The sequence below is a fragment of the Jezberella montanilacus genome (genome assembly GCF_003003055.1).
Taxonomy (GTDB): Bacteria; Pseudomonadota; Gammaproteobacteria; order Burkholderiales; family Burkholderiaceae_B; genus Zwartia; species Zwartia montanilacus.
This window is the reverse complement of record NZ_PVTV01000016.1, coordinates 38,004-58,803: the sequence shown is the minus strand read 5'-3', so window position 1 is coordinate 58,803 and position 20,800 is coordinate 38,004. Positions and strand designations below refer to the sequence as shown.

Annotated in this window: 19 protein-coding genes; 5 read left to right on the top strand and 14 right to left on the bottom strand. The window is 52.1% G+C overall.

The window, feature by feature from the left end:
* Window positions 1–45: 45 nt before the first annotated feature.
* The gene (gene coaE / locus BCM14_RS12410; protein WP_106228500.1) at window positions 46–654 is read right to left on the bottom strand and encodes a dephospho-CoA kinase; all 609 of its coding nucleotides are present in this window, start codon (window positions 652–654) and stop codon (window positions 46–48) included.
* Between the two features lie 38 nt (window positions 655–692).
* Entirely contained in the window at window positions 693–1,406 is a 714-nt protein-coding gene (locus BCM14_RS12405) for a prepilin peptidase (protein WP_106228361.1), read from the bottom strand.
* 39 nt (window positions 1,407–1,445) lie between these two features.
* Here BCM14_RS12405 and BCM14_RS12400 point away from each other — a divergent pair, with 39 nt between their 5' ends.
* Window positions 1,446–2,270 (top strand): copper resistance protein NlpE N-terminal domain-containing protein, encoded by an 825-nt coding sequence (locus tag BCM14_RS12400; RefSeq protein WP_106228360.1) that lies wholly within the window; start codon window positions 1,446–1,448, stop codon window positions 2,268–2,270.
* On the opposite strand, the gene BCM14_RS12395 is transcribed toward BCM14_RS12400, so the two are convergent.
* From BCM14_RS12395 to BCM14_RS12380, 4 genes are all read right to left on the bottom strand, one after another.
* The gene (locus BCM14_RS12395) at window positions 2,267–2,554 is read right to left on the bottom strand and encodes a response regulator transcription factor (RefSeq protein ID WP_106228359.1); all 288 of its coding nucleotides are present in this window, start codon (window positions 2,552–2,554) and stop codon (window positions 2,267–2,269) included. The two genes, BCM14_RS12400 and BCM14_RS12395, sit on opposite strands and share 4 nt — an antisense overlap.
* 101 nt (window positions 2,555–2,655) lie before the next feature.
* The gene (panC, locus tag BCM14_RS12390) at window positions 2,656–3,510 is read right to left on the bottom strand and encodes a pantoate--beta-alanine ligase (protein ID WP_106228499.1); all 855 of its coding nucleotides are present in this window, start codon (window positions 3,508–3,510) and stop codon (window positions 2,656–2,658) included.
* A 19-nt stretch (window positions 3,511–3,529) separates the two neighbouring features.
* On the bottom strand, window positions 3,530–4,411 hold the full coding sequence (locus BCM14_RS12385; protein WP_106228358.1) for a segregation and condensation protein A: 882 nt from the start codon (window positions 4,409–4,411) through the stop codon (window positions 3,530–3,532).
* A gap of 15 nt (window positions 4,412–4,426) precedes the next feature.
* The gene (locus BCM14_RS12380) at window positions 4,427–4,615 is read right to left on the bottom strand and encodes a DUF3460 family protein (protein ID WP_106228357.1); all 189 of its coding nucleotides are present in this window, start codon (window positions 4,613–4,615) and stop codon (window positions 4,427–4,429) included.
* 69 nt (window positions 4,616–4,684) lie between these two features.
* On the opposite strand from BCM14_RS12380, the gene BCM14_RS12375 reads away from it, so the two are divergent.
* The gene (locus tag BCM14_RS12375; protein WP_106228356.1) at window positions 4,685–6,130 is read left to right on the top strand and encodes a DHA2 family efflux MFS transporter permease subunit; all 1,446 of its coding nucleotides are present in this window, start codon (window positions 4,685–4,687) and stop codon (window positions 6,128–6,130) included.
* Here BCM14_RS12375 and BCM14_RS12370 read toward each other — a convergent pair.
* Genes BCM14_RS12370 through BCM14_RS12350 form a run of 5 tightly spaced genes read right to left on the bottom strand, consistent with a single transcriptional unit; the run spans window position 6,127 to window position 11,271 of the window.
* Window positions 6,127–7,146: a Bug family tripartite tricarboxylate transporter substrate binding protein gene (locus BCM14_RS12370; RefSeq protein WP_106228355.1), complete on the bottom strand. Its 1,020-nt coding sequence runs from the start codon at window positions 7,144–7,146 to the stop codon at window positions 6,127–6,129. The two genes, BCM14_RS12375 and BCM14_RS12370, sit on opposite strands and share 4 nt — an antisense overlap.
* Entirely contained in the window at window positions 7,146–7,886 is a 741-nt protein-coding gene (locus tag BCM14_RS12365) for an amino acid ABC transporter ATP-binding protein (RefSeq protein ID WP_106228354.1), read from the bottom strand. The genes BCM14_RS12370 and BCM14_RS12365 overlap by 1 nt, the downstream gene beginning before the upstream one ends.
* 14 nt (window positions 7,887–7,900) lie before the next feature.
* A complete protein-coding gene (locus tag BCM14_RS12360) occupies window positions 7,901–8,998 on the bottom strand; it encodes an amino acid ABC transporter permease (protein ID WP_375318489.1) in 1,098 nt (365 codons plus the stop codon).
* Window positions 8,999–9,009: 11 nt separating this feature from the next.
* Window positions 9,010–10,197: an amino acid ABC transporter permease gene (locus BCM14_RS12355; RefSeq protein WP_106228352.1), complete on the bottom strand. Its 1,188-nt coding sequence runs from the start codon at window positions 10,195–10,197 to the stop codon at window positions 9,010–9,012.
* Window positions 10,198–10,254: 57 nt separating this feature from the next.
* Complete coding sequence (locus BCM14_RS12350; RefSeq protein WP_106228351.1) at window positions 10,255–11,271, bottom strand: amino acid ABC transporter substrate-binding protein; 1,017 nt, start codon at window positions 11,269–11,271, stop codon at window positions 10,255–10,257.
* Between the two features lie 179 nt (window positions 11,272–11,450).
* Here BCM14_RS12350 and BCM14_RS12345 point away from each other — a divergent pair, with 179 nt between their 5' ends.
* Both BCM14_RS12345 and BCM14_RS12340 read left to right on the top strand, forming a co-directional pair.
* A complete protein-coding gene (locus BCM14_RS12345) occupies window positions 11,451–12,128 on the top strand; it encodes a cell division ATP-binding protein FtsE (RefSeq protein ID WP_106228350.1) in 678 nt (225 codons plus the stop codon).
* Complete coding sequence (locus BCM14_RS12340) at window positions 12,125–13,033, top strand: cell division protein FtsX (RefSeq protein WP_106228349.1); 909 nt, start codon at window positions 12,125–12,127, stop codon at window positions 13,031–13,033. Before BCM14_RS12345 ends, BCM14_RS12340 begins: the two co-directional genes overlap by 4 nt.
* A gap of 31 nt (window positions 13,034–13,064) precedes the next feature.
* Here BCM14_RS12340 and BCM14_RS12335 read toward each other — a convergent pair whose 3' ends face one another.
* Window positions 13,065–16,646, bottom strand: a complete 3,582-nt coding sequence (locus BCM14_RS12335) for an indolepyruvate ferredoxin oxidoreductase family protein (RefSeq protein WP_106228348.1) — start codon at window positions 16,644–16,646, stop codon at window positions 13,065–13,067.
* Window positions 16,647–16,723: 77 nt separating this feature from the next.
* Between BCM14_RS12335 and mutY the strand changes: the two genes are divergently transcribed.
* Window positions 16,724–17,791, top strand: coding sequence for an A/G-specific adenine glycosylase (mutY, locus tag BCM14_RS12330; RefSeq protein WP_375318488.1), 1,068 nt, complete (start codon window positions 16,724–16,726; stop codon window positions 17,789–17,791).
* Here mutY and rodA read toward each other — a convergent pair.
* Window positions 17,781–18,917: a rod shape-determining protein RodA gene (gene rodA, locus BCM14_RS12325; protein WP_106228347.1), complete on the bottom strand. Its 1,137-nt coding sequence runs from the start codon at window positions 18,915–18,917 to the stop codon at window positions 17,781–17,783. The genes mutY and rodA overlap by 11 nt on opposite strands.
* Window positions 18,914–20,764, bottom strand: a complete 1,851-nt coding sequence (gene mrdA, locus BCM14_RS12320) for a penicillin-binding protein 2 (protein WP_259673626.1) — start codon at window positions 20,762–20,764, stop codon at window positions 18,914–18,916. Before mrdA ends, rodA begins: the two co-directional genes overlap by 4 nt.
* Window positions 20,765–20,800 lie beyond the last annotated feature (36 nt).

The following is a 20,800-nucleotide window of genomic DNA, read 5'->3' as shown; positions in this document are numbered from 1 at the left end:
GCTTCGCAACACGACTCAGTGCCCCGCGCTTGACGACCCAAAACATTAACTTCGATCAGCCAAAGCACACCATATTTCGTGCAAGGCCGACGTCTGCTCCGTAAGATAGCCGATTGGCACCGAAATGTCATTCAAAATCACATCGTCTGCCACCAAAAGCCGGTCTTCACGCGTGGCTTGTGCAGCAAGTATTTCTTGGATCGCGGAGACCGATAAACCACTGCGAGCCTGCACTCGGCTGATCTGGGTGTCAACATCGCAGTCGACAACACACACTCGATTAACCCTGTCCTTCCATCTGCCCGATTCAACCAGCAATGGAATTTCAAAAACAATATAGCGGCCAGTGGCCAACGCTGCAGCGCGATCCGCCGCTGAGCCAATCAATGGGTGCAGAATTTGCTCAAGCCGGGTCCGTGCAGCCTTATCCGCAAACACGATTTCGCGCATACGCCGACGATCCATCGCACCGGTCGCATCAATGACCTCTGCACCAAAAGCCTCAGTGACGGGTTTGATGCCTAAGCCACCTGGCTCGGTCAACTGTCGCGCAAGCTGGTCGGCGTCGATCACGGTGGCGCCCCATTTTGCCAGCAGTTTTGACACGGTCGATTTGCCAGACCCAATCCCGCCAGTTAACCCCAACTTGAACATACCTGCCTCAACACCCACCAAATTAGGGTGAGTGTCACCTATGACAGGGGCCAAAAGCAAGCAAATATGCCTAGCCCACCAGCAAACGACAAAAAGGGACCAAAAGGCATGGCGACCGCTGCGCCCTGTCCGGTTTTGAACCAGCGAATACAGCAAGCCACGGATGCCATGCAGGAAGCGACCAGCAGCACCAAGGGAACAAGCGTAACCCCCACCCACGCCCCCAGCGCGGCAGCGAATTTAAAGTCGCCGTGACCGATTGCTGGCCGACCTGTCAGCCGTTCGAAAATAATCGCTACCAGCCACAAGGGCATATAGCCTGCTACAGCACCTAGCACGGACTGCTCAAGCGGCACGACTGAATACAGCAAATGAAAAATTAAACCAGCCCACAGTAGTGGCTGTGTCAACACGTCTGGTAGCAACCCCGTGTAAGCATCTATCCGGGCCAGCACCAGTAAAACCGCGCATACCGCTGCAACAGCAAGCACTTGAGCCCAAGTCTGGCATATCTGACAAGCACCAAACGTAGTGAGGCAGGTCAGGAAGGCATGTGCCGCGTCATGCGAGCGCTTCACCGCGATGGTCGAGGGAACCGTCAACCGGTGCTCATGCTCACGCCAGCGCTGCTCTAGCCGTGCAACTAAACAATGACTTAGCCAGCAGCCAGACAAGGTCAAGGCTACCAGGCAAAGACTTAAAACAAAGAATCCTGCAACTGAATTCGTGTCAGCGTCGTAGAATAGGGGCATTGGATCAGTCGTTAGTTTTTAAATCAGGGATGTTTGACGATGTCAGAATGGCTTTCGGTAAAAACCAAATCAACCTATACAGGGTCGCTAATATTGCTAGGCTTAGCCAGTTTGGCCCTAACTGGGTGCGCAAATTTCATGGCAACGGGCTTTTACGACCCCCCAAAAGCCAGCTCCGCTACGGATGCAAATGCCATTGCAACCAACGCTTACGCCACCCAGAGTGTGCAGGCGCCCACCCAGTTTCAAATAGATTTGCGTCAGCCGACCGCTGAGAAACCAGCTGCTACCGCGACAACAACTCAGGCTGCAACAGTATCGGCACCACAAGTCTACAAAGCGCCACAAAAAGAGCGCGACGCCGTCGCATCCGTTGCAGTGAGCAGTACTGTCTTAAATGATGCGCCACCCCCTGAGTCCAATAGCAGTGACAAGAACACGCAAGCAGTGATTGCAACGCCCGCCTCACCGCAGTCAGAAGTTGTGCCCGAACCCACCTCATTCTCTGGCACAGTGCCATGCTTCAATCCAAACATGGGGTGCAATGCACAAAAAGTTGTTTTGAGTTTGGCACCCAATGGGCGGTGGCGCTCGCGCACTACTTTTTTGGATCAAGACAAGCAAGCCGGCAAACCAATGACTGAGCAAGGCTGTTGGCGAACCCTTTTGAGCTCACCCATCCGGATTGCCATCCTCTCGTCAACCAACACGGAGCGCGCTCAATTTGCGCTACCGTCTGACAATCTGCTGCGGGTGATTTCGGTAGACGGACAAACACCTAATCTCAACTATTCGTTGTCTCGCCAACCAGATCTTGATCCAATCAAAGAGCTCGATAAGGCCACTGCGCCAAGTTGCAACTAAAATTTGTCGGGCGATTGCTCTGTCAAGTTGGGCTTGAGTGGATTCTGCTGGTCAAGCGCGTCAGGCGGATTGGTGCACAGTTCTCTCGCGAGTTGAACTGCATTGCGAACGCCCATTTTATAGAAAATGCGAGCCCGATGCGCTTCAACGGTTCGCATGGATATGCCAAGATCAATCGCAATGACTTTATTGGATTTGCCTTCAGCGACCGGGGCGATCACATCACGTTCGCGAGCGGTAAGCACCGACCAACCGGCACCCGCAACTTCATCATATCGTTTCATACTGTCTCCGTTTGATGACGGAGTGCAGTCTGGCAGAAGAGGCACCACTCGCAAAGCTGTCAAATCTGACAGGCGGACTAACCCTAGGTACGTATTGACATCTAAACGGTTGCGCTCAGTTCAAGATTATCGATCAGCCGGGTGGTACCCAACTTGGCTGCGGCAAGCACCACAAGTGGCTCACCTGCTTTAATCTGCTCGAGCGTTGGCTTGTGCAAATCACGCTGACGACGAACGGCAATGTAATCAACCTGCCAGCCCCGTCGTGTCAAAAACTCAGTTGTATATTGCTCGAGCGAGGCAAGATCATGTTGCCCGCCGACCAATCGTTGCTGGATATCATTTAATGCGGCGTACAGTTGGGGTGCTTCACTGCGCTCATCTGAGCTTAGGTACATATTGCGGGAGGATAATGCCAGGCCATCCTCGGCACGTACCGTCTCGTGCGCCAACACCTCTACTGGCAACTGAAACTGGCGGCACATATTGCGTACTACCATCAGCTGTTGGTAGTCCTTTTTGCCAAAGACCGCGACGCGCGGACCGACGCAGGCAAATAACTTGAGAACGACCGTACTAACGCCACCAAAAAATCCGGGCCGAATTTCACCTTCGAGGATGTCGCCCAGTTCTTGTGGCGGAGAAACACGATAGTTTTGCGGTTCGGGATAAAGCTCGTTTTCATTTGGAGCAAACAGGACGTAAACATCGCGATTGCGTTCGAGCTTCTCGATATCGTTCTGTAATGTTCTTGGATAACGCTCGAAATCCTCGTTAGGACCGAACTGCAAGCGGTTAACAAAAATACTCGCCACGACCGGATCACCATGCTGACGAGCAAGCTTCATCAATGCCAAATGACCATCGTGCAAATTACCCATCGTGGGCACAAACGACACGCGCAATTGACCTCTCAGTTGATCGCGCAAATCCTCAATCGTATGAACAACCTTCAAAGTACGTCTCTCCGTCGCATCAGTTCTCGCCGCGACTCGTGTAGGCAAGCCTGACATATATGGGCGCGTAAGGCTCAGCCTGAGTAATCTCTAAAAGGGCCTCACGTGATAGTTCGAGCATGGCCAGAAAGTGCACGACCACCACTGCAACAGGTGCGCCTTCTTGTATCCGCTCTAGAAAAAGCTCGCTGAATTCCATGAACCGCGTGTTTGATAAACGCCGCAAAATGTGAGTCATATGATCACGAACCGACAACTGCTCTCTCGTAATATGGTGGTGAGCGTTTAATTTGGCTCGCTTAAGGATATCAATCCAAGCTTGCCGCAAATCGTCGACATTGACCTCTGGCAATATTTTCTCGACCTGCAAGTCGGCGAAGGCCTGCGCTCTTTCAAAATCGCGACCAAGCTGTGGCAAGGCATCAAGCTTTTGCGCGGCTAGTTTCATTTGCTCATATTCAAGCAAGCGCCGGACCAATTCGGCGCGTGGATCATCCACCTCACCGTCACCGTCTGACTTCTTAACCGGTAACAACATGCGCGACTTGATCTCGATCAACATCGCTGCCATCAACAAATACTCCGCGGCAAGTTCAAGGTTGTGAATACGGATTTGCTCAACGTATGACAGGTATTGCTGGGTAACCTCCGCCATCGGGATATCCAGCACATTGAAGTTCTGTTTACGGATCAAATACAGCAGCAGATCCAGCGGCCCTTGAAACGTCTCTAAAAATACCTCCAGTGCATCTGGCGGTATGTAGAGATCCTGAGGCATGGAAAACAGCGGCTCACCATACAGACGAGCCAGCGCGACAGCATCAACCACGTCAGGGGTTGTATCGATCTCTGGCTTAACCAACGCATCCAGACTGTTGTCTGGACCCTGTGCTGTCGTCATCAAGTAATAATCGGTTTAGTCGTTTTGATAAACGTAGGCGTTTTGAGATACCCGCGCTGCTTTATAACCCTCGGCTAGCTCAGCATCTTGAGGTTTATCCCAGAGCCTGGCGCGGCCATCCCGCTGCCGCTGCTCGAGATCCGGGTGGGCGGCTTTGTACGACTGCAAAAATTCGGTGATTTCGGAAGTATAGTTTTTCGACATGATTCGCAGTAATAGACGGGCAAAGGGTTAGACTTAGGTTAGTTTACTGTACAGAACAAAGCTTTTTAGATGCCAGCCTCTAGTAATTCAACAAAAAAAATATCGCCCCCGACTGAAAAGCAAGCGTCTGGCCACCTACTGGCCTTTATCATCGGTTGCGCATTATTTATGCAAATGCTTGATTCAACCGTGGTCGCCACCGCACTGCCTGCGATGGCCCGTGCGCTAGGAACGACTGCGGTGGAGCTGAATGTTGCCATCACGTCTTATTTATTATCCGCCGCGGTATTTGTGCCGATTAGTGGCTGGGCGGCCGACCGGTTCGGTGCCCGCCGTGTTTTTGTTGCGGCGATTGCCTTGTTCACGCTGAGTTCCGTCGGCTGCGCGATGTCCGGCACAGTTATGCAATTGATTGCAGGACGTGTGATGCAAGGCTTGGCTGGGGCCATGATGGTGCCTGTCGGCAGAATCATTCTCTTGCGCACCACCCCCAAAAGGCAATTGCTCAACCTGATGGCGTTCTTGTCGATGCCCGCCCTGCTCGGGCCCATGATGGGACCGCCACTCGGCGGCTTTTTGGTCACGTATGCGTCCTGGCATTGGATTTTTCTCATCAATATTCCCATTGGTATCGCCGGAATTGTGATGATTTTGAGATACGTCAAAGAGTTACCTTTGGATGGCCTACCCCATCGTCTAGATTGGCTGGGGTTTTTATTGAGCTCAATTTGCCTGGCGAGCCTGGTTGGGGGCTTTGAAATGCTTAGCAATGCAGACGCCTCGATCCTCCGGACACTGATTCTTGTGGCAATCGGGGTGGTGTCGGGTTTGGTTTACATCTGGCACGCAAAACGGCACGAAGAACCCATCCTTGATTTGACCTTGATGCGCATCCCAACGTTTCGTGTTGCGATGCTGGCCGGCAACCTATGCCGATTTACAGTCGGCGCGTCGCCATTTTTACTAGCCCTGCTACTACAGGTTGGTTTCGGCATGTCACCCTTATCGGCAGGCTTAATTACCTTCACCGGTGCCATAGGTGCCTTGCTGATGAAATTTGTCGCCCCGCCTATTTTGCAATACTGGGGCTACAGACGAGTACTCGTGGGAAATGCCGTATTAACCGGTGGCGCCTTAATTGCTTGTGCAGCCTTTTCTGCTGATACCCCAAAAAGCTTGATGATTGGTGCCCTACTCATTGGTGGTTTTTTTAGATCGCTACAATTCACAGCCACGAATACCCTGGCCTACGCAGACGTCCCTCAAGCAGGCATGAGTCGTGCCAGCAGCTTCGCCGCGATGGGACAACAACTAGGTATTAGTTTAGGGGTGGGGATCGCCGCTGCCAGCATCAGGATCAGCCTTTTAGTCACAGGCGACAAAACCCTGGCCGCACACGATATCGTGCCTGCGTTTTTTGTCGTAGGCGCTTTTTGCATGCTAGCTGGCTGGTCCTTCACTTCGTTACCCTTAGATGCCGGCAAATCGCTGCAAAACACAACAAAAATATCTTAATTAACTTGCGCACCCGAGATCTTCACAATCTCTTTGTACTTATCACGTTCTTGTTTAACCATCTCTGCGAATTGCGCAGTGGTCAGGCTCATTGCATCTGAACCCATCGTATTGAGCCTTTCTATTACCTCGGGATCGCGTAGCGCTTTTTCGTAAGCGCTGTGTAAGCTTTGAACAATCGGATCAGGCGTGCCTGCAGTGGTGAATACACCGAACCAGGTGCCAATATCGAAAGGTGTCACCCCAGCTTGCTCAACCGTCGGCACGGCTGGCAACATAGCTGAGCGGGCGCTCGTCGTGACCGCCAACGGCAGCACCTTCTCCTCTCGGATTAAAGCGGCCGATGCGGCCAAATTATCGAACATGAAATCCGACTGACCTGACAATAGGGCTAGTTGCGCTGGCGACGCACCTTGGTAAGGAACATGCACCACGTCGATATGCGCTCTTGCCTTGAGCAGCTCACCTGCTAGATGCCCCGCGCTGCCAGAACCCCCAGAGCCGTAATTGAGTTTGCCTGGTTGTTGAACTGCATAACGAATTAAATCCGTTAGCGTCTCAATTTTATTGCGTTGCGCGAAGTCTTTGTTGACCACCAAGACGTTCGGGACTGAAGCGACCAGCGCGACAGGTGCGAAATCTTTCACTGGGTCATAGGGAATATTGGCAAAGAGCCAAGGATTAATTGCGTGAGTAGCGACGGCACCCATCACCAGGGTATAACCATCGGGATTGGCCTTCGCAATCAGATCGGCACCAACGTTACCGCCAGCCCCGGGCTTGTTCTCAACAATAACAGGCTGCCCGAGTGGGCCGCGTATTTTTTCTGCCAGCAGTCGCGCCATGGTGTCGAGTGGCCCGCCAGGAGGATAGGGCACCACCATTCTTAGTGGTTTGACTGGCCACGGCGCATTGCTGGTCGCTTGCGCGCACACCAGTTGTGCGGAGCACGTGGTCGCGAGTAAAACAATCCCGGCACATAAGCGCCTTCGCTTGAGGTGAAACCGTGTAGGCATCAGTGCAGGATTTGGCTGAGAAACAATTTTGTACGTTCGTTTTGCGGATGATCAAAAAACGCGTCCGGCGCATTTTGTTCGATGATTTCGCCTTTATCCATAAAGATGACACGATCAGCCACTTTGCGTGCAAAGCTCATTTCATGGGTAACACACAACATGGTCATACCCGACTCTTGGGCAAGATTGACCATGACATCAAGCACCTCTTTCACCATTTCTGGATCGAGGGCAGACGTCGGTTCATCGAACAACATGATTTTAGGGGCCATGCACAGCGAGCGCGCGATCGCCACACGCTGTTGCTGGCCACCGGATAATTGCCCAGGGTACTTGTTCGCCTGGTCAGGTATCCGAACACGCTCAAGGTACTTCATTGCGTCAGCTTCAGCCTTGGCCTTGGGGGTCTTCAGTACCCAGATCGGTCCAAGCGTCAGATTTTCAAGCACGGTCAAGTGAGGAAACAAATTGAAGTGTTGAAACACCATACCTACGTCACGTCGGATCGCTTCAACATCTTTCAAGTCGTTAGTCATTTCGATCCCTTCGACCACGATGCTGCCTTGCTGATGCTCTTCCAGCCTATTAATGCAACGAATCAGGGTTGACTTACCAGAGCCCGAAGGCCCGCAAATCACAATCCGCTCACCGCGCGTCACTTCAAGATTAACGTTACGCAAAACATGAAACTTGCCATACCACTTGTTGACATCTTTCATGCTAATGATGGCATCGGCCATATTGATCTCCAGACCTATCGTTGATAGCCGGTCGCCAGACGCTTTTCCAGCGCTTGGCTATACCGCGACATCGAGTAACAAAAAATGAAATAAATCGCTGCAATAAATAAATACACTTCAACGCTAAAACCTCGCCATTCTTGGTTAACCAGTGCAGCTTTGGCGGCCAGGGTTAAGTCAAAAATACCAATGATCACAACGAGAGAAGTATCTTTAAACATAGCAATAAAAATACTCACAAGCGGCGGAATCACCACTTTCAAGGCTTGAGGCAAAATAACCAGGCGCATTTGTTGCCAATAACTCAAGCCCAGCGAATCAGCTCCTTCGTACTGCCCTTTGGGGATAGCCTGCAAGCCGGCACGAACGATCTCAGCGATATAGGCAGCCGCAAACAGAATGATGGCGACCTGCGCCCGCAGCAGCTTATCAATTGTCATCCCTGCCGGCAAAAACAACGGTAGCATCACGGAAGCCATAAATAACAGGCTGATGAGGGGCACACCTCGGATCAGTTCAATATAGCCAACACAAAGGGTTTTGATTACAGGCATTTTTGAGCGACGCCCAAGTGCAAGCAATATCCCCAAAGGGAAGGCGAAGACAATACCAAACGTCGCCAACAACAAAGTAACAGGCAAACCACCCCAAAGACTATTTTCGACATAACGCAGACCGACAACACCACCCCACATTAAAATCGCGACGGCAACCAGTACACCCAGCCAGATGGCGCCCAAAAAAGGATGCCAAAATCTGCGCCAGCCACTCAGCGCAATCACACCGATCAATAACAAGGTCGCAAGTAGCGGCCTCCATTGCTCATCATAAGGATAGGTGCTGAACAGCATCAACCGATAGTTCTGAACAACAATAGCCCAACAGGCGCCGCTGGTTTTTCTGCATTCTTGGCCACTCAAGGCGGACACATTTGCGTTAAGAACCGCCCAATCAAAAAAGGCAGGAACGGACAGCACAAGCAGCCAGAGCACCAATAGGGTCAAGACGATATTGAAAGGCGAAGACAATAAATTATTTTTCACCCAAACCCAAGGACCCAAGCTAATGCGGGTCGGTGGCACGGCAGATTGTGTTTCAGCGCGAGTATTCATAGTGCTCATCATCAACGCTCCGTCAACGCGATGCGTTTGTTGTACCAGTTCATAAACACCGAGATTGACAGACTCACGGTGAGGTAGGCGGCCATGATAATCATGATCCCTTCTATCGCCTGACCCGTCTGATTGAGCGTTGTATTGATAATAGAGACGATATCGGGATAACCAATCGCTACCGCTAACGAACTATTCTTGGTGATATTGAGATATTGGCTCGTCATGGGTGGAATGATGACTCTTAGAGCCTGAGGCAATACAACGAGTCTCAGCGACAGGCTGCGCTTCAGTCCCAGCGCATCGGATGCCTCCCATTGACCGTTGCTCACCGATTGAATGCCTGCGCGTACGACTTCAGCGATAAACGCGGCCGTGTAAACGACGAGGCCAACGAGCAATGCCGCGAATTCGGGGGTAAGTGTTAAGCCGCCAGCAAAATTAAAACCCTTCAAGGCGGGCATATCAACGATGATCGATTGCCCGCTAAGCCCCCAGCAAAGTAAGGGTAACGCGAGCACGAGAAGTAAACCAACACGCCAGACCGGGAATATTTGCCCAGTCTGCGCTTGACGGCGGGAAGCCCAGTTATTAATGAGGATCGTGACCAGCATCGCCAGACCAACGCCCACAAACAGCCAGACGAGCCCGTCACCGAGCAAGCCAGGTACCTTAATACCGCGATTAGAGATGAACACACCAGCAATCGGATGCAAGGCTTGTCTTGGGCCTGGCATATTTTCAGAGATGATCGAATACCAGAAAAACATTTGCAGTAGCAAAGGGATGTTTCGGATGATCTCGACATAAATGGCAGCAAGTTTTGCAATGAGCCAGTTTTTCGATAAGCGGGCAACCCCGATCACGGTTCCAAGCAGGGTGGCGAGCACGATGCCAAGGCCAGCCACGACGAGCGTATTCAACAGCCCAACAGCAATTGCACGCAAGTAAGTATCAGCTGGGCCGTAGGAAATGATGGATTCACCAATCGCAAATCCCGCTTCACGGGATAAGAAAGCAAACCCGGTTGAAATGTGGCTAGTCGCTAAGTTGCTTAAGGTGTTGTGAACGAGAAACCAGATACCAGTGGCGAACATCGCAATGGCAATAATCTGAAAAAGAATCGAGCGCAAGACGGGATCGCTCCAGGAAAGCTTTGCTTTCGGGCGTTTCACTGATTGAAGAGGTTGACCGGTCATGAGCAAATTAGCAAAAAAATTGGGGCGGTCAGGCCGCCCCGGTGGATCAAATATTAATTAACGAATTGGCCATGCGTACATGACACCGCCTTTTGTCCACTGCTGATTCAAACCGCGTGGCAACTTAAGCGGGCTACCGGCGCCGACTGTGCGGTCAAAACTTTCGCCATAATTACCAATCTGTTTGACGATGGTGTATGCCCATTTTTCATCAACACCCAAGTTTTTGCCCATGCCCGGTGTGGCGCCGAGAATACGCTGAACATTGGGGTTAGTGCTTTTCAACATGTCGTCAGCATTGGCTGAAGTGATGCCGTACTCTTCTGCTTCGACCCAAGCATTCAGGGACCAGCGAACAATATTGAACCACTGCTCATCACCTTGACGAACCATCGGACCGAGGGGCTCTTTTGAGAAGTCCTCAGGCAAAATAACATAGTCATCAGGATTAGGGAAAGTTGACCGAGTAGATGCCAACCCAGATTTATCTGTCGTGTAAGCATCGCAACGTCCCGCTACGAAAGCGTTAACAACTTCTTCAAGCTTTTCGATCACCACAGGTTTGAAATCAATCTTGTTGGCGCGAAACCAATCAGCCAGATTGAGCTCGGTTGTCGTGCCAGGCTGAACGCAAACCGTGGCGCCGCCGAGTTCTTTAGCGCTTTTAACGTTCAAACTTTTCTTAACAATCACACCCTGGCTATCGTAATACAGCACACCTGCACCTAATAAGCCCAGTGTCGCATCGCGCGTCAAGGTCTGGGTCGTGTTACGGGTCAGCACGTCAATTTCACCAGACTGCAAAGCGGTAAACCGCTGCTGCGCCGTCAGCGGTGTCACTTTAAATTTGCTTGCATCATTAAACATGGTTGCTGCGATCGACCGACACAGATCGATATCAAGACCCTTCCATTCGCCTTTGCTGTCAGCGGCTGAAAAACCCGCGACGCCAGTCGATACCCCACATTGGACAAAACCTTTCTTCTTGACGCTCTCAAAAGTCGCACCTGCTTGAACAACTGATGTACCAGCAACGAGCAGAGCCACCACGGCAGCTAGCTTGAAAACTTTCATTGAATATTCTCCAGAAATAATTGGGTATTTGGGGTGCAAACCCTTACACCAGTTAGCGTACAAGCACGGTTGCGAGATATTAGTCGCGTCCACTATATGAATGTATGAGGGAAATCCCTCGTTTGCAATAGCTATTTCGCGAACGGGCGTTACTATTCGTAAATAGGATTTAGCATGCCATGATCGAATTTCTGCACGTTTTCAAGTCGTACGGCCAAGAGAAAAATATTCTGGCGGACATCACTTTTCAAGTGACCGCCGGAGAATTCGTCTTCGTCGCAGGGCCCTCGGGTGCTGGTAAATCTACGCTATTAAAGCTGATTGCGGGTTTAGAGCCAGCATCCCGCGGCTCCATTCAAGTCAACGGTCAACGCTTGGACAAACTCTCCGCGCGCGCCAAACCCTACCTGCGCCGAGCCGTAGGTGTTATCTTGCAAGACACACATTTGCTTTACGATCGCAGCGCAATTGATAACGTTTTGTTACCTCTCTCGGTCACCGGATTGCCGATGAGCACTGCAAAATCACGCGCCAGAGCCGCGCTCGAGAAAGTGGGGTTGTCTCAAAAAGAACAGGCTAACCCAATCACCCTGTCTGGGGGTGAACAACAGCGCTTGGCGATTGCCCGCGCCATTGTCAACCGACCAGCGATCCTGATCGCAGACGAACCGACGGCAAACCTCGACGCTGAAACCGCGCAGCGCATCATGTCGGTCTTTCGTGACTTTAATCGAGTCGGTGTCACCACACTGATTGCTTCGCACGATGAAGCACTCATGGCTCAGCATGCCACAAGATGCCTGAGAATTACCCAGCGGCATTTTGCCGATAGCGCAAGTAGCGAGAACAGACAATGAAGAGCTGGTTGACCCAACACCGCTACGCGATCACCGTCACGTTACGACGGCTGTTGGCCCAGCCGTTTTCTTCCATAGCAAACGTCCTGGTCATCGCCTTGGCGCTGTCACTGCCGCTGATCGGTGCTAGCTTGCTCACAGCCGTTCAACCAGTCGTGCGACAAGTGTCCATCACGCCAGAGCTGACCATTTTTCTGAAACCCGAGGCGATTGCAGGCGCTGCAGAAAAAATTGCGAACCGCATCCGAAAAGAACATCCGGATTTTTCTTCCGCGCTACGCGTTGTCTCTAAAGAAAAAGCACTCGTCGCGCTGCGCGACAATCCCGCCTGGGAACAAGCGTTGAGAGTTTTGCCGGGCAACCCCTTGCCAGACGCAGTAGTCGTGACACTAGCCAATAGTGAAGACCTCGCAGCCAAAGCAAAAAGCCTGGCCAAGCAATGGGCTACTTGGGACGAGGTCGATCTCGTGCAACTAGACAGTGCTTGGGTGCAGCGTCTGGAAGCCATTTTACGTTTTGCGAAAATAGGCTTGAGCTTGCTGGGCTTAAGTGTGGCACTGGTCGTTCTGGCGACAGTATTTAATACCGTTCGTATGCAGGCGCTTTCGCAACGCGAAGAGATTGCCGTCGCGCGCTTAGTCGGGGCAACTGAGTCGTTTGTCCGCCGGCCGTTTCTCTATCTTGGTGCAGTGACCTGCGTCTTGTCTTGTTTATTAGCAATTGCTATTGCACGTGCTGCTTTAATACCACTCAATGAGGCCTTGAGTAGTTTGGCTCATAGCTACGACGCAGAGTTCTCAATGGGATTATTGCCCACCACCACCCTGATCTCAGCAGTCATCGCAGTGGCTGCACTGGGATCTGTTTCGGCAAGATGGTCTGTGAACCGGCATACACGGTTCTGATTGCAAACACTCGTCAGGTTTTTTACAGGGTTCAAGCGGCCCGTTTAACATCGTCACCAGCCACTGCCGCCCTAAACACGCCGAGTCGCTCAGCCTGTAATGCCCTCGCTTTCTCAATCGCGGCCTCTTTAACGTGCCCATAACCTCGGATCTCTTCTGGAATACTCAGCAGCGATTCTGCAGCCTGTCGTGTCGCCGGAGTGAGTTTGCTCAACACATCAGCAACGGTGTTCTCGTAGTCAACAATCAAAGCACGCTCCTGGCGACGCTCTGCCGTAAAGCCAAACACATCCAACAGGGTTCCGCGCAAAAATTTAAGCTTTGCAAGTCCTTTGAATCCCCACAGCATATAAGGGCCATAAGTCTGCTTAATCAAATGGCCGTGCTCGTCTTTTTTCGAGAACAAAGGGGGCGCCAGGTGAAACTTCAGTGACCAGTTGCCTTCAAACTGCTTGTGGACATTACTTAAAAAATCACCGTTGGTGTACAAGCGTGCAACTTCGTATTCGTCCTTGTAAGCAAGCAACTTGAAATAGTAGCGAGCCACGACTTTAGCTAACGTGTCTGTGCCACAAACCTGCTTCTCCATCGCCGCGACTTGATCAACCAGCATTACATAGCGCCGGGCATAGGCGGCATTTTGATATTGAGTCAAACGAGCAATGCGATCATCGCGCAGCCAAGCAAGCGTGGCGGGTCCCTTATGCAGTTCAACGACCGTCGCGGTCTGGGGGCTATGCTCAAGCGACGTTTCACCACCGCTAATTAATTTTAGAATTCGAGACGAGTCGTGCGCCGCACATCTGCCCACATTGAAAGCGTCGATGTTCTTCTTGATTTGAACGCCGTTGAGCTCAATGGCTTTTTCGATTGACAGGTGATGCAGCGGCAGCCAGCCCAGTTGATAAGCAAAGCCCATCATGATGGGGTTGGCGTACACCGCATCACCTAGTAGCTTGACCGCAATCTCAGACGCATCCAAGTTGCGGATTCGACCATCACCACAAGCCTTGTCGATTTCAGCTCGCAAATCGCTACTGGCCAGAGACCAGTCTGGTTGACTGATAAACGCGGCCGTCGGCGCAATATCCGAATTCAGCAGGGTATGGGTACGCCCCGACCGCATTCTCGACACTGCTTCCGGACTTGAACCAACAACAAGATCTCCCGCCAGAATCAAATCAGCGTCGCCCATTGCGATGCGTGTCGTGAGAATTTCATCAGATTTCGCAGCGATCAATGCGTGCGAATAGACTGCACCACCCTTCTGAGCCAAGCCAGCCATATCGAGTACCGACCCGCCCTTACCCTCCAAGTGCGCAGCCATACCGAGCAACTGCCCAATGGTCACCACACCGGTCCCGCCGACACCCGCCACAAAAACGCCATAAGGGCGTTCAAGGGATGGCAGTTCAGGTTCAGGGAGACCCTGATGCAGATCACCCAGACTGAGCGTTGGCGGGCGACGCAACTGACCACCTTCAACCGTCACAAAGCTAGGGCAAAATCCATTCAGACAAGAGAAATCCTTATTGCAGCTCGATTGGTTGATCACTCGCTTGCGGCCCAAATCAGTTTCGAGCGGCTCGACCGACAGACAATTGGATTTCTTCGAACAATCACCGCAGCCCTCGCAAACCGCCTCATTGATCACCACACGCTTGGCAGGATCCGGATAAGCGTTGCGCTTGCGGCGTCGCCGCTTTTCAGTCGCGCAAGTCTGATCGTAGATCAAGACCGTCGTGCCTTTGATTTCGCGCAGATCCCTCTGCACCGCATCCAACTGATCGCGGTGCTTGACGACGACGTCCTTAGGCAAGGTAACGTCCGCATACTTTTCAGGCTCATCTGTGACAATGACGACTTTTTTGGCGCCCTCCGCGGCAACCTGAAACGCAATCGCTGGCACCGTTGGCGATCCTTCAACTGGCTGTCCACCAGTCATCGCCACGGCATCATTAAACAAAATTTTGTAGGTCATCGAAGCGTTAGCTGCAATCGCCGCGCGAATCGCAAGCAAACCAGAATGGTAATAAGTGCCGTCACCGAGATTGGCAAAAACGTGTTGCTCTGTCGTGAAAGGAGCTTGCCCTAACCAGGGCATGCCTTCACCACCCATCTGAGTAAAGGTTGGTGTGTTGCGATCCATCCACACCACCATGTAATGACAACCAATGCCGGCCATTCCTCGAGAACCCTCAGGCACACGTGTCGAGGTGTTGTGAGGGCAACCAGAGCAAAACCAGGGCTTACGCTCGGCAACCACTCTTGGCTTGGCTAGCTCTCTTTCGTGAGCATCCAAAAAGTTGAGTCGACTTTCAATCCCCTGGCGCACATCGTCGGGCAGAGTGATTTTGAGCAAGCGCTGGGCAATCACACGAGCGACCATGGCTGGAGAAAACTCGTAGTGAGCAGGCAACAGCCAGTTACCTTGGGGTACGGCCCATTCGCCGCCATCCTTGTCATCAAACTTGCCCACCACACGGGGGATTTTTTTACCTCTTCCGATCCAGCTAAACAGTTCTTCTTTCACTTGATACTCAAGTACTTGGCGTTTTTCCTCAATCACTAGAATTTCGTCGAGGTTTTCGGCAAAGCGCTGCACACAAGACGATTCGAGCGGCCACACCATACCGATTTTCAACAAACGCAAGCCAATACGCCGGCAGACTTTTTCAGATAAGCCCAGATCAGCTAACGCCTGCCGTGTATCGAGATATGCCTTACCTGAGGTCATGATGCCAAAGCGGGCCTCGGCATCGGGGATTTCCCACCTTTGCTGATTCAGACCGTTTGCACGAGCGTAAGCAAGGGCTGCATACAACTTGTAATCAAGCAACCGAGCCTCTTGTGCCAGCGGTGTGTCAGGCAGACGGATATTGAGCCCATCAGACGGCATCACAAAATCATCAGGCATCACAATCCTCACCCGACCTGGATCTACTTCGACTGATGCCGAGACCTCCACAATGTCGGTGATGCATTTCAGACCTGCCCAAACGCCCGCATAACGACTCATCGCCCAACCGTGCATGCCGTAATCAAGGACTTCTTGTACGCTGGCAGGAAACAACACCGGGATCCCGCAAGCCTTGAGAATATGATCACTTTGATGAGGAAGCGTCGATGATTTAGCGGGATGATCATCCCCTGCGACGACCAGTACGCCCCCATGCTTCGCTGTCCCAGCGCCGTTGGCGTGTTTGAACACGTCCCCGCTGCGATCAACGCCAGGGCCCTTGCCGTACCACATACCAAATACACCGTCGTACTTAGCCCCCGGGAACAAGTTGACCTGCTGTGAACCCCAGATTGATGTTGCAGCCAAATCTTCGTTCAAACCCGGTTGAAACACCACATGGTGTGCGGCCAATTGCTTGGTCGCTTTCCACAGGTTTTGGTCGAGCCCGCCAAGAGGTGACCCACGATAGCCAGAGATAAAGCCCCCCGTATTAAGGCCGCTCTGAACATCTCGCAAGCGTTGATTAATCGGGAGGCGCACCAAGGCGTGAATGCCGCTCATCCAAGCGCGACCATCAGACAGGTTGTACTTGTCGTCGAGCTTGACGGCCTCTAAAGCTAGCATCTGTTCAGCGGTAAAAGGGGCATTCATTTTTTGTCACCTCCGTTGTTAGGGTTTTAACCCTCAACGGATGACAGAGCAAGCGCCGTAACAATTTGAAAAGTATGATGCAGGGTATGAAAATTGCCCCCTCGTTGATTCCGTGGCAACGGCAGCATGGCCGCCACGGCTTGCCTTGGCAGACGACGCGCGACCCTTATCGAGTGTGGTTATCAGAAATCATGTTGCAACAGACACAAGTGACGACTGTGTTGCGTTATTACGCAAAATTTCTCGAAAACTACCCTGACGTCGCTGCTCTCGCCCAAGCGTCATCGCAAGAGGTGATGTCACTTTGGGCGGGGTTGGGTTACTACGCTAGAGGTAGAAATCTGCACGCGTGCGCACAAAAAGTGATGACAGAGTGGCGCGGTCAATTTCCCAACAACGCGGCTGATCTGGTGACACTGCCCGGCATTGGTCCTTCGACTGCCGCGGCGATCGCCTCGTTCTGCTTTGCTGAGCGCGTATCGATTCTGGACGGCAACGTTAAGCGGGTCTTCGCTCGCTACTTCGCGATTGAAGGGGATACGGACCGACGGCAAATTCAGTCGCAGCTCTGGGACAAGGCAAACGCCGAAATCCCGTCCAAGGCGTATCTGACCAAAGACCCTCAGGCCATGACAGCCTACACCCAGGGTCTGATGGATTTGGGGGCCACGCTTTGTACGCGAAACAAACCACGCTGCGATTTGTGCCCTTTACAAGCTGGGTGCGTGGCCTATGCACAGGGACGGACCAGCGAGTTACCCACACCGAAAACGCGTCGCGCCTTGCCTGAAAAAAGCACCTGCATGCTAATTGTGTATAGCGAGGGGAGACTGCTACTGGAACGTCGCCCGGAAACGGGCATTTGGGGTGGCTTATGGAGCTTGCCTGAAATTGAAAATAATCAGCGAGAGGACATTGAAGGACACAGCCATTCAAACGGCTACTCAATCACACGGCAATTAACCATGGCATCGATCCAGCATGTCTTCACTCATTTCAAACTTCACATTACGCCGATTTTGATACAAGCAAAAAAATCGCACAGTGATTGGATAAACATTGCGTCAATTGAGCATTACGGGCTACCAACGCCGGTCAAAAAAATTCTTGCCGGGCTAATTGACCAAGCGGTAATTACTTCTTAACGGGCCGGTAGCGGTTGATACTCATCAGCATGCCGCAGGCGACGCCAATGGTTACTAAAGCTGTGCCACCATAACTCATCAGCGGCAAGGGGACGCCGACAACAGGCAATATCCCGGTGACCATCCCGACGTTGACAAAAACATAGATAAAAAGAACCATCGTTAACGCACCAGCTAGCAGGCGGCCAAACTGTGTCTGCGCTCTCACCGCAATCGTCAAGCCGCGGGCGATCAACAAACCATAAATCAACAGAAGGGTGACCCCGCCATACATGCCAAACTCCTCAGCAAAAACGGCAAAAATAAAGTCTGTCGTGCGCTCAGGAATAAAGTCTAAATGTGTCTGGGTGCCCTTCATATAACCTTTGCCAAAGACCCCTCCGGAACCGACTGCAATGGTTGACTGTATCGTATGAAATCCCTTGCCGAGTGGATCAGTAGTGGGATCAAGCAAGGTACAAATGCGATGCTTCTGATAATCACGGAGTACGATCCAATCGAAATCACTCTTGCACAGCACGTCTTGATAAGACACGACGGCGGTGACAGAGATGACAGCACAAACCGCTAGCGGGATCAGCAACTTAAAAGACAAACCAGCAAAGTAAATAACAAACGCACCCGCCCCAAGAACAAGAATGGCAGTACCCAAGTCGGGCTGCTTAACGATTAGCACGAAAGGAATCAGTAACAACAATATTGCCGCGATGAAATCGAAGAATCTCATCGATCCATCACGCACTTGAAAATACCAGGCCAACATAAGGGGCATGGCTATTTTCATCATTTCGGAAGGCTGAATTCTTGCCACGCCAATATTCAGCCAGCGAGTCGCTCCCTTGCTGGTATCGCCAAACAGCATAACAGCGATCAGCAGGGCAACGCCCAGCAAATAACAGGGTAAGGCGAATTTCATGAACACGGGTTGCGGGATCAGGGCAACCACCCACATCGCGGTCAACGCGACGAGAAAATTACGCAACTGGTCTGCAAAACGCCAGTCGGTCCCGCCCACCGCCGAGTGCATGACCAGCATGCCAGTCGAGGCGAGCACCAGCAGAATTAACATCATCGGCCAATCGATGGCAGTCACGAACCGAATGAAACCCGTAATTAAATACTTCATTGTGTCGTGACTCCGGCTGGCGTATGCGCCTGGGGTAACGAGCTGTTGCTCGCACGCGCCTCTTTATCGCCCAAGAGCCAGGCGTCAAAAATCTGCCTGGCAATCGGGGCTGCGACGCTTCCCCCCCACCCTGCATTTTCGACAATCACCGCGACCGCAATCTTTGGATCAGCTGCCGGGGCGTAGGACATGAAGAGCGAATGGTCGCGCAAGCGCTCGTTGACGTCGGCGCGGTACTTGCCACCTTTCAAACTATAAACCTGGGCCGTACCGGTTTTACCGGCTGCTTGATATTTCGAGCCAGCAAATGCTTGCCGGGCGGTTCCCAAGGTCGTGACGTCAGCTAGCGCACGCTTGATCACCTGTACATTCTCTTTCTTGAGAGGAATTCGATAACTGGGCTCCGACACCGTCAGCGTTCTTTCGCTGGTACGGACGTTTTCCAGGGCCTTGACCAGATGAGGTTTTATATAAACGCCATCATTAGCCAGAACGGCAGTCGCTTGGGCAAGCTGCATGAGGGTGAACGAGTTATAGCCTTGGCCAACCGCGATTGACACACTCTCGCCTGCATACCATTTTTGTTTAAGCGCGGCACGCTTCCACTCGCTTGATGGCAAGATGCCTCTCTTCTCGCCTTCGATATCAACACCGGTCAGTTGCCCAAACCCAAAGGGTTTCATGAAGTCGTGCAAATTATCAACGCCGATTTCGGGGCCAAGCGAATAAAAATATGTATCCGATGACACAACGAGTGCCCGATACATGTCGATACTGCCAAAAACCATGCCTCCGGCGTTGTGAAATTTTTGTCCTGCAAACTCGTAGTAGCCCGGATCGGCAATGACGTCAGTTGCACTTCGCTTGTTCAATTCCAGAGCGGCTAGCGCAACGAAGGGCTTATAGGTCGACCCGATTGGATAGGTCCCGTAGACAGGTCGGTTAATCAATGGGTGATCCAAGGACTCATTGAGCTGACGCCAGCTTTCCTGATCAATGCCGTCAATAAATAAATTAGGGTCGTAGGATGGTTGAGAGACAAACGCAAGGATATCCCCGGTCGCGGGTTCAATCGCCACCAGGGCTCCACGATGATCCTTGAATGCGTCTTCTGCAATGCGCTGCAGTCTCATATCAAGCGACAGAATAAGATTTTTGCCTGAGGTCGGATCTATGCGTTTAAGCGTTCGCATCGGTCGACCGCCTGCGGTCACCTCGTACTCTTGAACGCCAGTCGTACCATGCAACTGTGTTTCGTAGGTTTTTTCAATCCCCTTCTTGCCAATGAAGTCACTGCCGCGATAATTGCCTGTTAGGCCTTGATCATCAAGCTGCTGAGCGTCTGACTCGGCGATTCGGCCAATGTAACCAACCACGTGAGCCGCAGATTTGCCTTGAGGATATTCTCTTACCCAGCGCGCACGTAGCTCAACCCCGGGAAACTGAAAAGCATGGGCAGCGAACCATGACGCTTCAGTTGGATTTAAATTGTTTCGCAACACGACATTGGCGTAACGGCTGCCCTCTGTCACCCTTCGTTTGAAGCGCCGCTGCTCTGCCGGACTGACGTAAACAATCGGGGTGAGTGCGTCAAGCATTTCATTCATGTTACCGGACCGGGCGGGGACGACTTCCAGGGTGTAGCTCAAAAAGTTGCGCGCGAGGACTTCGCCATTGCGATCCATGATTTCGCCTCGTCTTGGCGGAATAGGGGCCACCCCAATACGATTGCTATCGGCACGGGCAGCAAGGCCCTCATGCCGATCAACTTGCAAAATCCAGAAGCGGATACCCAGGGCAGCGAACCCAACCAGCACACAGACCGCCGCAATGACAGTACGAAGCAAGAAGCTGTCTCGTTGGCGTTGATAAACGTGGGTGGA